The 13,812-nt window shown below is 47.0% G+C and carries 11 protein-coding genes; all 11 read right to left on the minus strand.

Translation table 11 applies throughout. From position 1 onward, the window contains the following. Positions 1-14 precede the first annotated feature (14 nt). Complete coding sequence (rdgB, locus tag H8705_RS02085; RefSeq protein ID WP_262394197.1) at positions 15-599, minus strand: RdgB/HAM1 family non-canonical purine NTP pyrophosphatase; 585 nt, start codon at positions 597-599, stop codon at positions 15-17. Next, positions 596-1,519, minus strand: coding sequence for a signal recognition particle-docking protein FtsY (gene ftsY / locus H8705_RS02090; RefSeq protein ID WP_262394198.1), 924 nt, complete (start codon positions 1,517-1,519; stop codon positions 596-598). The genes rdgB and ftsY overlap by 4 nt, the downstream gene beginning before the upstream one ends. Before the next feature lie 28 nt (positions 1,520-1,547). Then, positions 1,548-5,126: a chromosome segregation protein SMC gene (gene smc, locus H8705_RS02095; protein WP_262394199.1), complete on the minus strand. Its 3,579-nt coding sequence runs from the start codon at positions 5,124-5,126 to the stop codon at positions 1,548-1,550. A 2-nt stretch (positions 5,127-5,128) separates the two neighbouring features. Beyond that, complete coding sequence (locus H8705_RS02100) at positions 5,129-6,127, minus strand: elongator complex protein 3 (protein ID WP_262394200.1); 999 nt, start codon at positions 6,125-6,127, stop codon at positions 5,129-5,131. Further along, positions 6,124-6,813 carry a ribonuclease III gene (rnc, locus tag H8705_RS02105; RefSeq protein WP_262394201.1) on the minus strand — a complete coding sequence of 230 codons (690 nt, stop codon included), beginning with the start codon at positions 6,811-6,813 and terminating at the stop codon, positions 6,124-6,126. Before rnc ends, H8705_RS02100 begins: the two co-directional genes overlap by 4 nt. A gap of 15 nt (positions 6,814-6,828) precedes the next feature. Further along, on the minus strand, positions 6,829-7,839 hold the full coding sequence (gene plsX / locus H8705_RS02110; RefSeq protein ID WP_262394202.1) for a phosphate acyltransferase PlsX: 1,011 nt from the start codon (positions 7,837-7,839) through the stop codon (positions 6,829-6,831). 17 nt (positions 7,840-7,856) lie between these two features. Next, complete coding sequence (gene trmFO, locus H8705_RS02115; protein WP_262394203.1) at positions 7,857-9,167, minus strand: methylenetetrahydrofolate--tRNA-(uracil(54)-C(5))-methyltransferase (FADH(2)-oxidizing) TrmFO; 1,311 nt, start codon at positions 9,165-9,167, stop codon at positions 7,857-7,859. Next, positions 9,160-11,259 carry a type I DNA topoisomerase gene (gene topA, locus H8705_RS02120; RefSeq protein ID WP_262394204.1) on the minus strand — a complete coding sequence of 700 codons (2,100 nt, stop codon included), beginning with the start codon at positions 11,257-11,259 and terminating at the stop codon, positions 9,160-9,162. Before topA ends, trmFO begins: the two co-directional genes overlap by 8 nt. A gap of 47 nt (positions 11,260-11,306) precedes the next feature. Next, on the minus strand, positions 11,307-12,554 hold the full coding sequence (dprA, locus tag H8705_RS02125) for a DNA-processing protein DprA (RefSeq protein ID WP_262394205.1): 1,248 nt from the start codon (positions 12,552-12,554) through the stop codon (positions 11,307-11,309). Between the two features lie 22 nt (positions 12,555-12,576). Next, positions 12,577-13,365, minus strand: a complete 789-nt coding sequence (locus H8705_RS02130; RefSeq protein WP_262394244.1) for a TrmH family RNA methyltransferase — start codon at positions 13,363-13,365, stop codon at positions 12,577-12,579. A gap of 87 nt (positions 13,366-13,452) precedes the next feature. Next, positions 13,453-13,806 carry a 50S ribosomal protein L20 gene (rplT, locus tag H8705_RS02135; RefSeq protein ID WP_262394206.1) on the minus strand — a complete coding sequence of 118 codons (354 nt, stop codon included), beginning with the start codon at positions 13,804-13,806 and terminating at the stop codon, positions 13,453-13,455. Positions 13,807-13,812: the final 6 nt, after the last annotated feature.

Below are 13,812 nucleotides of genomic sequence, written 5' to 3' on the forward strand. Positions count from 1 at the left end.
CTTCCTCCACACAATTATAAGTGTTGTCCCAGTCTTTTCGTCAGCTCTCGAAGAGCTTTGCCCCGATGGCTGCACTGATCTTTTTCCTCATCTGAAAGTTCAGAGAAACTTTTCTCCCCTACCATAAATATGGGATCATAGCCAAATCCGTTTTCTCCTTTCGGCTCATATCCAATATTTCCTTCACATACTCCTTCTACATCAATGCGGTTGGAGTTTTCATCAATAAAACAAATATGCGCTACAAAACGTGCCGTTCGTTTTTCATCCGGAATATCCTTCAGCTCCTCTAAAAGTAAACGGATTTTCTCTGGATAAGGAGTATCCTCCCCGGCGTACCGGGCGGAATATACCCCTGGCGCCCCTCCGAGAGCATCCACGCAAAGCCCGGAATCGTCCGCCACTACAGCGGTTTTTGTATGCTGATGGACTGCATTCGCTTTAAGAAAAGAATTTTCTTCGAAGGTGGTTCCATTTTCTTCCACCTCAAGTTCTGGGCAAACCTGCGACTGGGAGATGACTTCTATTCCAAAGGGAGCGAAAATCCGGGTAAACTCCCGGATTTTACCTTTATTGCCAGTAGCTGCGACGACCTTCATTCTTGTTCCTCCTGTGACGGAAACAGAGCTTCTACAAAATCATTTGCATTAAACGCGCGCAGATCGTCGATCTGTTCCCCAATTCCGATATATTTTATTGGAACCTGCAGCTCCTGTTTAATCCCAATTACAACCCCTCCGCGGGCCGTACCATCTAGTTTAGTTAAGATAATGCCGGTGATGCCCGCCGCTTCTTTAAACTGCCTCGCCTGATTTAATGCGTTCTGACCGGTAGTTGCATCCAAAACGAGCAGCACCTCCACAGCACAGCCGGGAGCTTCCCTGGCGATGACCCGAGAAATTTTCGACAGCTCATCCATTAAGTTTTTCTTGTTATGAAGCCGGCCGGCTGTATCACAGATGATGACATCCGCACCCCGGGCCTTGCCAGCGGTAATAGCGTCAAACACTACCGCCGCCGGGTCGGACCCTTGCGATTGTTTAATCATATCCACGCCGCTTCTCTGAGCCCAAACTTCCAGCTGTTCAATGGCGGCCGCACGAAAGGTATCCGCCGCGCCCAAAAGCACTTTTTTCCCTTGCGCTTTTAGGTTGGAAGCCAGCTTGCCAATCGTCGTAGTTTTCCCAACGCCGTTTACCCCGATAACTAAAACTATGGATGGTTTGGTAGATATATTCAGTTCTTCGCCGCCGCGGAGCATCTCTATTAAAATTTCTTTTAACAGGCCTTTTACTTGCATAGAATCGGTAACGCCCTGCTTTTTTATCCGAGCCCGCAGCTCGCTGCAGATGGCTTGCGAGGTTACAATGCCTACGTCGGACAAAATCAGAGATTCTTCCAGTTCCTCGAAAAGATCCTCATCTATTTTAGTGAACGAATTTACAATTTCATCTACCCTCTTGGCCATTGAATCCCTGGTTTTTTTTAATCCTTCGGCCAGTTTGCCCAAAAATCCCATGCATGTTCCTCCTGTAAAGTGATATAGCTTAACTGTTCTGTTTCATACCAAGCTTGCTTTCAATCTCGCTGACATCCAGCTCCAACAGCTTGGAAACCCCTTCTTCCTGCATAGTTACCCCATATAGAATATCCGCTTCCTCCATAGTGCCCCTACGATGAGTAATACAGATAAACTGGGTTTTATCACACATCCTGCGAAGATATTGGGCATATTTTACAACGTTTACATCGTCCAGCGCCGCTTCAATTTCGTCCAGCAGACAGAAAGGCGACGGGCGCACTTTCAAGATGGCGAAATAGATAGCGATCGCAACAAACGCTTGCTCTCCGCCGGAAAGGGCAGCCAGATTTTTAATGATTTTTCCCGGCGGCTGGACATAAATTTCAATGCCGCTGTCCAGAATATTTTCTGGGTCGGTTAAGGTGAGTTCCGCTTTTCCGCCATCGAACAGTTCAACGAAAATCTTTGAAAAATGATAAGAAATCTTTTTAAAATTCTCCGCAAAAATTTTCTGCATATCCCCAGTCAGTTCCCGGATTAAATTGTTCAGTTCCAACCGTGATTTTTCAATATCCTCCACCTGTTCTTTTAAGAAAAGATAGCGTTCGGAAACCTCCTTGTACTCTTCCAAGGCGCTCACATTAACGCTTCCAAGAGACTTAATTTTACTTTTTAACTCCCCTAGACGGCGCTGAGCCTTTGAAACGTCTTCCACCGGCTGTGCCAGCTCTATCGCCTGGGAACGGGTAATTTCATACTCGTCCCACAAACGGGAGATAATATTGTCATATTCGCTTTGCAGAGAAACTTTTTTCTCCTCCAGCCGTGCCAATTCCCGTGCGCTTACTTCCCTTCGGGAGGTAATTTCCTTTTCTTGAGCGCGCAGCTGGGTAGTTTCCTGTTCACATTGGGTACGCTGGGCGGACATCTGGGAAATTTCCTCTTCCAATGCCTTGATCTGCAGGGAATATGTATCTTGCTGAAGGATCATGGTTTCGATCTTTTCTGTAATCTGCTGATTTAAGGCGGTAAGTTCAAGCCGTTGAGAGTTTAAGGCCTCCATATGCTCCGCCTGTCCCATCTTTTGATCGGAAAGCTGGGCGGCCATCTGGCGTATTCCATCAATCTCTTTGGTTAAGGTAATAATTTCAATATTATGCTCTGCCAAGCGGGTAGAAGTCTGCGCTCCCGCATGGGCATACTCCTCCTTTTTCTCTCCCAACTGAGAAAGCTGTTTTTGTACTTCCTCCAACTGCCGGTTTAATTCTTCCATCAGTTCGTCGTTGGTTACATTTTTTTCCTTCAGGCTTTCCAGGCGCTGGCTTAGCTGGTCGTACTCCAGCACCGCTTGTTCTTTGGTTTTAACAGCGTCCTCGTAAGCCGCTTTTAACTGACGAAGTTGGGCGTCATAGCGAATTTTATCCTCCTGCGCCGTCGTCAGCTCCCCTATAATACCAGACACCGTGGCCTGTACGGAGCCTAACTCCTGCTGGGCAGCCTTCAGCTCCTCGTCCAGCTTGGAGATTTGCTCCTGAAATCCCTTTGCCTGCTCCTGTAAAGCCTCGATATCTTTGGAACGGCTGAGAATGCCAGCGCTTTTAGGGGAATAACCGCCTGTCATGGAGCCGCCGGCGTTGACTACTTGTCCATCCAGAGTAACCACACGAAAACGGTGGCTGAACTTTTTAGCAATTGTCACCGCCCGATCCAGATCTTCTACGATTACAACCCGGCCCAGCAACTGTTGAATAACTCCATTGTAACGGCTGTCACAGGATACCAGGTCGCAGGCAACCCCAAGAAAGCCCTCACAAGCGTCAAGGCTGGGTTCAGATAGCTTATTTCCTTTTACAGTAGAAACTGGCAAAAAGGTTGCACGCCCGGACCGGGATTCTTTTAGCATCCCAATTGCACGTTTGGCGATGCTTTCGTCTTCCACCACAATATTCTGCATAGCCGCGCCAAGGGCGATTTCAATGGAAAGGGAGTATTTTTTGTCCACCGTGATCAGCTTGGATACCGGGCCGTATACCTTTGGCAGCGCGCCTTTAGAGGCTTGCGACATAATATATTTTACGCTTCCGGAAAAGCCTTCCATGCTGTTTTCCATATCAAAAAGCAGCTTGGCTTTCTGCTGGCGCTGACGCATGTGATCCTCCAGTTCCCGGCGTTTTAGAGAGAGTTTGTCAATCTTTTCCTGCCGGCTTTCCAACTTGAGCTGGTAACCTTTTCTGGAGTTGGTGAGGGAAAGAATATTTTCCTCAATTTCCTCGATTAATTCTTCACAGTCCTTGCGTTCTTTTTCAATTTGCGCAATAGTTTCGTCTTTTATCAAAGCATTATCTTTTAATACTCCAAGACGGGTGATCGTCTCATCAATGAGAGAATTGCTGGAAGCGGAAGAGAGTTTAGTTTCATTAATACTTTGGGACAGACCATACCGGCGTTCTTTCAAAGCATCAATCTGTGTCTGGCACTGAGACTGCAGAGCAGTATATTCTGTAATTTTCGCCTGAATGTCCAGATGCTGTTCTCTATAATCCTCCAGCGAAAGTTCTTTCTGAGCAATCTCTTCTTCACAGGCGGCAATTTTTGTGTCCAAATCCACCCCCGACATATCCGATTGCTCCAGCTCCTGGATGATACGTTCAAGAGAAGTTTGATTGTGGGTGATATCGTTTTTCATTACTGCGATATCCGCATTATTCTGAGAAATAATCTCATCAATTTCTTTCATTTTATTGCGCCGTTCATCCATCTCCACCGCTAGCGTCTGCATGGTGGTATAAAGGACATTAATATTATTTTCCAGCTGATCCAATTCCTTTTGAATATCCTCATGCTGTGTTTTACACAACAGAATTTTATCTTCTTGCTGCCGCAAAAGATCTTTGGACCGGTCCAGGGTAAGAACCCAAAGGGAAATTTCCAGAGCTTTTTTCTCCCCGGCATATTCTAAAAATTTCTGCGCTTTTTCCGATTGGATGCGCAAAGGCTCTACCCTGCCTTCCAATTCCAGCAAGATATCTTTTAAACGCAGAAGATTTTCTTCCGCCGCTTCTAACTTTCTTTGCGCTTCTGCTTTTCGGTAACGGTATTTGGAAATCCCCGCGGCTTCCTCAAAAATTTCCCGGCGCTGGGTACTCTTTGCGCTGACAATTTCAGCGATTTTTCCCTGCCCAATGATAGAATAACCGTCTTTTCCCAAGCCAGTATCCATGAACAGTTCATACACGTCTTTTAACCGGACGTTGACGTTATTGATTCGATATTCGCTTTCACCGCTGCGGTAAAGTTTTCTTGAGATAGTAACCTCGTCATTCTCATAAGGAAGCGCCCGATCAGAATTATCAATCGACAGCATAACATGAGAATAGCCCTGCGCTTTTCGGGCCTGGGTTCCGCCAAAAATAACGTCCTCCATTTTCCCGCCGCGCAAGGTTTTCGTAGACTGCTCGCCCAGCACCCAACGTACTGCGTCCGCAATATTACTTTTGCCGCTTCCGTTAGGACCTACTACTGCGGTAATGCCATCATTAAAGGTAAGCCGTGTCCTGTCAGGAAATGATTTGAATCCCTGTATTTCCAAACTGCGAAGCCGCAAATTCACACATCCTTTATTTCAACATCCAAAGCAGACAACTCCGGTTTCTGCTCTAATTTTATATTATACCCTATCTTGCGAAATTTCTCAATGTATCTGCCCCCATGCCCGGCAATTTTTGAAATACCTTTCGGCGAAACCAATAAGGTATATGCTCCCTGGGGTTTACGCAGGAGCAGTTCTTCTCCTTTGGAATACATCAGATACCCTTCGCACAATTCCCGGTAGGAAGGATGATAGGGGCCCGCCAGATAGCTTTTTTCCAGACTCTCCTCGGCGTGCAGCCCCATGCGGATGACCCGGATATCCCTTTCCGAAAAAAATGCCAACAGCTGCGCTCCCAGAGCAACCGCTTCCTCCATGGTTTGAGGCTGGTATTTTCCCTCATCGTAAAGCTGTGCTAAATAAGTCCCCCTTACCACAATCGTAGGATAAATACGCACAGTTGCCGGACACAGAGCGGCGAGCTCCCGGGCAGTAAAGCAGTCTTTTTCCTTATTCGAGCCGTACAGCCCGCTCATCATCTGAAGTCCCAGCTCAAAACCGTTCTGAGAAATCATCTGAGACGCCTTGCGTACCTGCTGGGCGGTATGTCCCCGTCGATTGAGACTAAGCACCTCATCACACATACTTTGAGCGCCCAACTCAATAGAAGTGACATGATAGTGTTTTAAAAGGGAGAGAATTTCCTTGTTAATATAATCCGGGCGGGTAGAAATCCGTATTCCAGAAAAAAGCCCATTCTCTACGAAAGGGCTTGCCGCTTCCAGCAGCTCTACCATAACTTCTCGCCGGATCGCTGTAAAGCTCCCGCCGAAGAAGGCAATTTCCGCCGGGACAGGCAAATGTTTCAGATATTCCCCCCACCGGCGGCAAAGCTCTGTTATCTCCCGCCCGGCGGGAGCCGATTGTTTTCCGCAGATACTGCGCTGATCGCAGAAACTACATTGATGAGGGCAGCCCTCGTGGGGCACGAAAATGGAAAGATTGGCATGCTTCATTGTCCCATTAACTTCAGCGCTTCTTTTGCCGCCATCTGTTCCGCGCTTTTTTTGCTCTGGCCTTTGCCGCGGCCGATCACATTGCTGTTTAAATGGACTTCTACCACAAACCGCTTATTATGATCCGGACCGGATTCCTCCACTAATACATAGGTGAGGCGCTCCTCCGGGTTTTTTTGAATGATCTCCTGCAGCATAGTTTTGTAATCATTGAAAGCAAATTTGTTCTTATTTTCAATTACATCTATAATAAAACCAAGAACAAATTTTCTCGCCTCGTCCATGCCGCCGTCCAGGAAGATAGCGGCAATCAGCGCTTCAAAAGCGTCCGCTAAAATGGAAGCGCGGGTACGCCCGCCCATCATTTCTTCTCCTTTGCCCAGCTTCAGGTAATCTCCTAAATGAATTTCCTGGGCAAATTCCCATAAGGACTTCTCACACACCATCGCCGCCCGCAGCTTGGTCAGCTCCCCTTCCGCCAGATGGAAAGTGTTAAACAGATACTCAGACACAATGATCGAAAGCACCGCGTCGCCTAAAAACTCCTGACGCTCGTTGCTGGAAAGGTTTTTCTTTACCTCGTTGGCATACGAAGAATGGGTTAACGCGATATCAAGGTATTTTTTATTTTTAAAGGTATAGCCAATTGTTTTTTCAAGCTCTTCAAAGGATACGCTGTTTGACATAACTGCCTCCCTGTTTTAATTCGCCTGCGATTTTATCTTTAGCTCTTCCAAAGAAGCCTCAATCTGGGAGATAATTCCCAATTGGGTATATTCTTTGGCCTGACGGATTGCGTTTTTAAAAGCTTTTGCGTTGGAACTGCCATGAGCCTTAATCACTGGTTTGGAAATTCCCATCAAAGGCGCGCCGCCATATTCCGTGTAGTCCATCTTCTTTTTAAAGTTTTTGATTCCGTCCATAACAAACAAAGCGCCGACTTTGGAAAGAAAGTTTTTCTTAAAAATATCTTTAATCTCATTTCCCAAAGAGGAACCCAGACCTTCCGTCAACTTTAAGATAACATTTCCGGTAAATCCGTCGGTTACCGCTACATCACAGCAGTTTTCTGGAAGATAGCGGGGTTCTACATTGCCGATAAAGTTAACAGGGGCATGTTTCATCTGCTCATTGGCGATAATCTGCAGATCCAGTCCCTTGGTTTCTTCTGAACCGATATTGACGATACCCACTCTGGGATCTTTCACTCCCATGATTTTTTCCATATAGGAGCTCCCCATAATACCAAACTGTACCAGCATTTCTGGGCGGCACTCTGCATTGGCGCCAATATCCAGAAGCATATAACAGCCGGTAGTGGTAGGAATAATCGAAGCCAGCGCCGCGCGTTTAATCCCCTTAATACGCTTTACAAATAAAGACGCCCCCACTACCACAGCGCCGGTACTTCCCGCGCTGACAAAAGCATCGCCCTCTCCATTGGCAAGCATTTTCATTCCAATGGCCATGGAGCAGTCGTCATAAGATTTTACCACCTCGGTAGGATCACACTCCACCGGGATTATTTTCTCGGTATGCTGAATATCAATCCGATCGAGGGATATGTTGTTTTTCCCGCATACGTCGCGGATAATCCGTTCGTCACCGCAGGCGATGATATCCACACCAAGTTCTTTGACGGCAAGTTCACAGCCTTTCAAAATCTCCAGCGGTGCGTTATCGCCGCCAAAAGCGTCAACAATGATTCTCATTTCATAGTCCCTCCTATTTATTCTTCCCCTATCGCTGCTTTAAGATCGCGAAGCCCTCGCTGGGCAATAAGTAAATAACGTTCCTGCTTGTCCTTTACCCGCTGGGGCCAGGGAGGCAAAATACCCATATTACAGCCCATAGGCTGAAAGTCCTGTGTCGCGCAGCCGCTGATATAATGGCTCAACGCGCCGGACATAGAAGTTAAAGGAAGCGCCAGATCCGGCAGTCCCTTTAGTTTTCTGGCGAGATGAGTTCCTGCTAAAAGGCCGGACATAGCGGATTCAACATATCCCTCCACCCCAGTGATCTGCCCCGCGAAATAGATGTTTTCTCTCTCCCGCATACAAAAGGTGGAATCCAGCAGTTTCGGGGAATTGATAAAAGTATTTCGATGCATCACCCCATAACGGACAAAATCCGCGTGAGCCAGTCCTGGAATGAGGGAAAACACTCGCTTTTGTTCTCCAAACTTTAGGTTTGTCTGAAACCCTACCAGATTATACAAGGTCCCCTCTTTATTTTCTCTTCGAAGCTGTACAACCGCCCAGGGCCGTTTTCCCGTTGCCGGATCCCGCAGCCCTACCGGTTTAAGCGGACCATAACGCATGGTATCCGCTCCCCGTTTAGCCATTACTTCTACTGGCATGCACCCTTCGTACACCTTGAAATCCCGTTTGTCAAACTCTTTTAAGGGGACGGTTTGAGCGTTTATTAACTCCTGGTGGAACCTTTCATACTCCTGCTTGTTAAAAGGACAATTGATATAGTCGTCTTCACCCCGGCCATATCTAGCAGCAAAAAATATCTTTTCCTTCTCCAGAGATTCATATGTGACAATAGGCGCTGCCGCGTCAAAAAAACTCAAACTGCCGCCGCACAAATTTTCAATCTCCGCGGCGAAAGCATCTGAGGTCAAGGGACCGGTAGCGATAATAGTATAGCCGTCTTTGGGGATAGAAGTAACTTCCCCTGAAATAATTTCGATGTTTTCTTGTTGCTTTATCCGTCTGGTTACCAGAGCGGAAAATTCTTCCCGATCCACAGCCAAAGCGCCGCCGGCAGCTACGCTTGTTTGCAAAGCGCAGTCTACCACCAAAGATCCCATCAAGCGCATCTCTTCTTTTAGCATTCCGGCGGCGGAGCCTAAGCGCTGGGCCTTTAGGGAATTGGAACACACCAGCTCCGCAAAATTTTCGCTGTGATGGGCGGGAGAAAATTTTTGTGGTTTCATCTCGTGAAGACGCACGGAAATTCCCTGCTGTGAAAGAATCCATGCCGCTTCACAGCCGGCAAGTCCAGCGCCGATAATCGTTACAGTTTTATTCATCTTTTTCCTTCGCTTTTACTGGCCGGCTGTAATCACAGCCCTCTTTCAAACAGTGGATAACCGCTCCCCTGCCGGTTTTCTGGAATAAGGTTGCTCCGCATTTCGGACACAGTTCTGTCAGCGGTTTATCCCAGGTCATAAACTGGCAGGTAGGATTATGCTCGCAGCCGTAATACCCTTTGCCGTTTTTCGATTTTTTAGCAAGTACTTTTCCGCCGCATACGGGACAAAGACCGCCGGTTTCTTTGACAATCTTTTTGGTATTGCGGCATTCAGGAAAACCTGGGCAGGCAAGAAATTTTCCAAAACGGCCGGTTTTAATCACCATATTACGTCCGCATAATTCACAGACAACATCAGTCTCCTCATCAGGTACCTTCACACGAGTGCCGTCCATATTTTTTTCCGCTTGCTCCAGCGTTTTGGAGAAATCGTCATAAAAATCTTCCAGCATCTTCTGCCAATCGACAGTACCTTCCTCCACTTTATCCAAGTTCTGTTCCATATTGGCTGTAAATGCTACATCCACAATCTTGGCGAACTGCTCTTCCATTAATTTGGTAGTTACTTCCCCTAAGGCGGTAGGCTTCAGCGCCTTGCCTTCCCGTTCAACATATCCTCTGGCCAGGATAGTGGTGATGGTAGGGGCATAAGTGGAAGGACGCCCGATTCCGTTTTCTTCCAGTGTCTTAATCAGGGAAGCTTCCGTATATCTCGCCGGCGGCTGCGTAAAGTGCTGGTTAGGCACCAACTCTTTTAAATTCAGCTTATCGCCTGCAGAGATAGGCGGCAGGGCGCCGGAGGCCTCTTCTTCCGTCTCTTTACTCTCCTCATAAAGCACAGTAAAGCCATCAAACTTTACAGTAAAGCCGGAAGCCTTAAAATCATATTCTCCGGCAGTAATAGTAGCCGCTACCGTATCCAGCAAGGCGTTGGCCATCTGACTGGCGATAAATCGCTCCCAAATCAGTTTATACAGTTTATACTGCTCGGAAGATAAACTTCCTTTGACCCTGTCCGGGGTAAGGGACGAGTCGGAAGGACGGATCGCCTCATGGGCGTCCTGTGCATTATTTTTACTTTTATATACCCGGCGGGTACTGGGAAGGTATTCTTTTCCATATTTCTGTGTAATATATTCCGCCGCTTTACTGGCCGCCTCGTCAGAAATACGCAGGGAATCGGTTCTCATATAGGTAATAAGCCCGGTAGTACCGATTTCCTCCACATCCACCCCTTCATATAGTTCCTGGGCGATTTTCATAGTCCGCCGGGATTGATAACCAAGCCGGCGGGAAGCTTCCTGCTGCAAGGTGGAGGTAATAAACGGAGGCGCCGGGGATTTTTTGCGTACGCCGGTTTTAACATTGGTGACAAGATATTCACAGCCATCCAGTTGTTTTAAGATTGCGTGCGCTTCCTCTTCGCTGGAAATCTCAACTTTTTTTCCATTTTTAGAGGCAAGTTTCGCACTGATTGGTTTTTTCCCATGACCTTTTGCCGTAAGTTTTGCATCAATACTCCAGTACTCCTGCTGGACAAAAGCGCGGATCTCTTCCTCCCTATCTAAAATCAGCCGTACAGTTACCGACTGAACGCGCCCCGCTGATAGCCCCTTTCTTATCTTCCTCCAAAGGAACGGGCTGATTTTGTAACCTACAATCCGGTCTAAAATACGCCGCGCCTGTTGAGCGTCCACCAATTTCAAATCAATGCTGCGCGGATGCTCCATTCCGTATTTTACGCCGGACTTGGTAATTTCATTAAAAGTAACTCGATTATCATCAATTAAATCTACCCCCAGCAACTGCGCCAGATGCCAGGAAATCGCTTCCCCTTCCCGGTCCGGGTCGGTTGCCAGATAGATAGAATCCGCTTTTTTCGCATGTTTTTTCAGCTCTTTGATCAGGTCTTCTTTTCCTTTGATATCCACATACTGCGGCACAAAATGATTTTCTATATCAACGCCGAGCTTGCTTTTTGGCAGATCGCGCACATGCCCCATAGATGCCACTACTTCAAAATCTTTGCCAAGATACTTTTGGATCGTTTTCGCCTTTGCAGGCGATTCAACGATGACAAGGTTGGACATTTAATCAATCCTTTCATGGAATGAATTTTATCATAACATTTAAAATGTCAGTTTCTCTCTTTTATTATGTACCGTTTTCCAGGCAAAACATCCGCCAGTCCTACAAGTTCCAGTTCTGTCATAGCGGACATTACTTCCATCGCTTCTAATCCGCCGCGTTGAGAAATCATATCACAATCCATGGGATCATAACTTAACATTCTGTAAATCTTTTTCCCAATTTCACTGATATTCTGTCGGTCAAGCTCTTCCTGTGAAAGTCTGTGTATCATTTTTTCACCTGGATTGTCCTGAGCTACCATAGGAAGAGGCTCCCCTTCTCTTCTCCCGGCAAAATCAACCGGCTGTCTATTCAGCTTGGCGTTGGCTTCCTTGATTTTCCCAACCACCTGTGTTTTATCGATTGTGGGAGGAAAACAGTTAATATATTCTTCTAAAATACTGTAGACATTCAGCACAATCTTCGCCCGATCCTTAATCAGCCGGTTACATCCGGCCATAGTTGGATCGAACATATCGCCGGGAACAGCAAATACATCCCGGTCCTGTTCAAAAGCATAACGCGCAGTAATTAAAGCGCCGCTGGTAAGGGACGCTTGGGCGACGACCACTCCGGAAGAAATTCCGGAAAGAAGTCGGTTTCGAATACTAAAATTATATTTATGCGCCTGCTCTCCAAAAGGAAATTCAGAGATTAGCGCCCCGCCGTTTTCAAGCATTTTACGTTTTAACTCATCGCTGCCCGCAGGATAACGATAATCCAATCCGCAGGCGCAGAAACCGATAGTTTTTCCACCAGCCAGCAGTGCGCCTTCATGAGCGGCGGTATCCACTCCTTTAGCAAGTCCGCTGACTACCGTACATCCGGCGGCCGCCAGATCAAAGGATAACTTTCTCGCGGCAGTGATACCATAATCGCTGGCTTTTCTTTCTCTGGCGCCTACGATTGTGATCAGCAGCCGGTCATCCAGATCGGAAATATCGCCTAGGGTATATAATACGCAGGGACGGCTGGCAATGTTAGCCAAATTGCGCGGATATTGTGAATCCCGCGGCGTGATTACCTGGCAGCCCATTTTCCGTGCTAATTCCAAATTTATCTCGGCATTTTTTAAGGTGGTGTTCTTTATCTTGTCGGCTTCTTTGGGAGTGAACAGTCCGCTCCCTGTTAGTTGGTCCCGAGAAAGTTCATAAACTACTTTGGGCGACTGGAAGAGTTCAACAGCCTTGTCCGCTTTTATATTTCCAATGCCCACAGCCTCCTGCAGCCAAATCCAATATAACGCGTCTGACATCCTGTTTTCCTCCCCATATCTATTATTTTGTCATTTCCCACATAATGATTCCCGCCGCCATCGCCGCATTGAGAGATTCGCTGTCCGGCCTCATTGGGATAATAAGCGCACGGCTGCATTCCGCAAGAACATCCCCGCGGATTCCATTGCCTTCGTTTCCGATGACAACCGCGCATCCGCTCCCAAGGCAGACATCCTTTAAGGATACCGCATCATCCGTTAATGCGGCGGCATACACTGTGATGCCCGCATTTTTTAGCCGAGAGATCAGCTGCCGAAGATCCAGGCTTACCGTCACCGGCAGTTTAAATACGCCTCCCATGGTACAGCGCAGTACCTTTGGACTGTAAATATCCGGACAATCGCTGGAAAGAAAAATACCGTCTATCCCCAAAGCCGCCGCTGTACGCAGGATGGTTCCGATATTGCCCGGGTCCTGCAAAGAAGAGAGCAGAAGATAACGGCCGTTATCGTTTATTTTAACATCTTGCCGTTCCTTGTCAAGCATATGAAAAATTCCGAATACGCCCTGGGGGGTAACTGTTTGAGTCATTTTCTGTGAAACACTATCAGAAATTTCATAAATATTCTGCGCAGAAAGAAAAATTTCTTCTAATTCCTGCGAATACTTTTCCGCTGCGCTTTTTGTCACAAAAAGCGTTGCGGGAACGCATCCAGCGTCATACGCTTCCCGGGTAAGCTTGCAGCCTTCGGTGACAAACTGTCCCTGAGCCGCCCGTTCTTTACGGGAACTGGCAAGCTGAATATAATTTTTCACCTGGGAGTTGTCCCGGGAAGTAATCGTTTGCATGTATGTCACCTGTCCGCCTCCTTTGCCGTTGGCCAGTTTAATCAAAATACGCCCATCGTCATAGACGAGGGCGTATTCACAACAGTATTAGAGAGCAGCTTTTGCTTTCTCAACAAGGGCAGTAAATGCCGCGGGATCATTGATCGCGATTTCAGAAAGCATTTTTCTGTTCAGCTGAATTCCCGCTTTGGTTACGCCATTCATAAAAGTGCTGTAGTTGACACCATTCATACGGCAAGCAGCAGAAATTCTGGTGATCCACAGACGGCGGAAATTACGTTTTTTCTGTTTTCTTCCGATGAACGCGTAATTCCCGGATTTCATTACCTGCTGTTTGGCCATTTTAAAGAGCTTGCTTTTCGCTCCAAAATACCCTTTTGCAACTTTTAAAACTTTTTTTCTTCTTTTGCGAGTCATCATTGCGCCTTTAACTCGAGCCATATCTAT

The organism is Youxingia wuxianensis (genome assembly GCF_014385085.1).
GTDB lineage: Bacteria > Bacillota > Clostridia > Oscillospirales > Ruminococcaceae > Youxingia > Youxingia wuxianensis.

Excerpts from the sequence above, each read along its gene's own strand:
- plsX (WP_262394202.1), bottom strand. The coding sequence starts at position 7,839 with ATGAGAATCATTGTTGACGCTTTTGGCGGCGATAACGCACCGCTGGAG.
- H8705_RS02130 (WP_262394244.1), bottom strand. The coding sequence starts at position 13,365 with ATGCAAACGATTACTTCCCGGGACAACTCCCAGGTGAAAAATTATATT.
- H8705_RS02100 (WP_262394200.1), bottom strand. The coding sequence starts at position 6,127 with ATGAAGCATGCCAATCTTTCCATTTTCGTGCCCCACGAGGGCTGCCCT.
- topA (WP_262394204.1), bottom strand. The coding sequence starts at position 11,259 with ATGTCCAACCTTGTCATCGTTGAATCGCCTGCAAAGGCGAAAACGATC.
- rnc (WP_262394201.1), bottom strand. The coding sequence starts at position 6,813 with ATGTCAAACAGCGTATCCTTTGAAGAGCTTGAAAAAACAATTGGCTAT.
- trmFO (WP_262394203.1), bottom strand. The coding sequence starts at position 9,167 with ATGAATAAAACTGTAACGATTATCGGCGCTGGACTTGCCGGCTGTGAA.
- rplT (WP_262394206.1), bottom strand. The coding sequence starts at position 13,806 with ATGGCTCGAGTTAAAGGCGCAATGATGACTCGCAAAAGAAGAAAAAAA.
- ftsY (WP_262394198.1), bottom strand. The coding sequence starts at position 1,519 with ATGGGATTTTTGGGCAAACTGGCCGAAGGATTAAAAAAAACCAGGGAT.
- dprA (WP_262394205.1), bottom strand. The coding sequence starts at position 12,554 with ATGTCAGACGCGTTATATTGGATTTGGCTGCAGGAGGCTGTGGGCATT.
- rdgB (WP_262394197.1), bottom strand. The coding sequence starts at position 599 with ATGAAGGTCGTCGCAGCTACTGGCAATAAAGGTAAAATCCGGGAGTTT.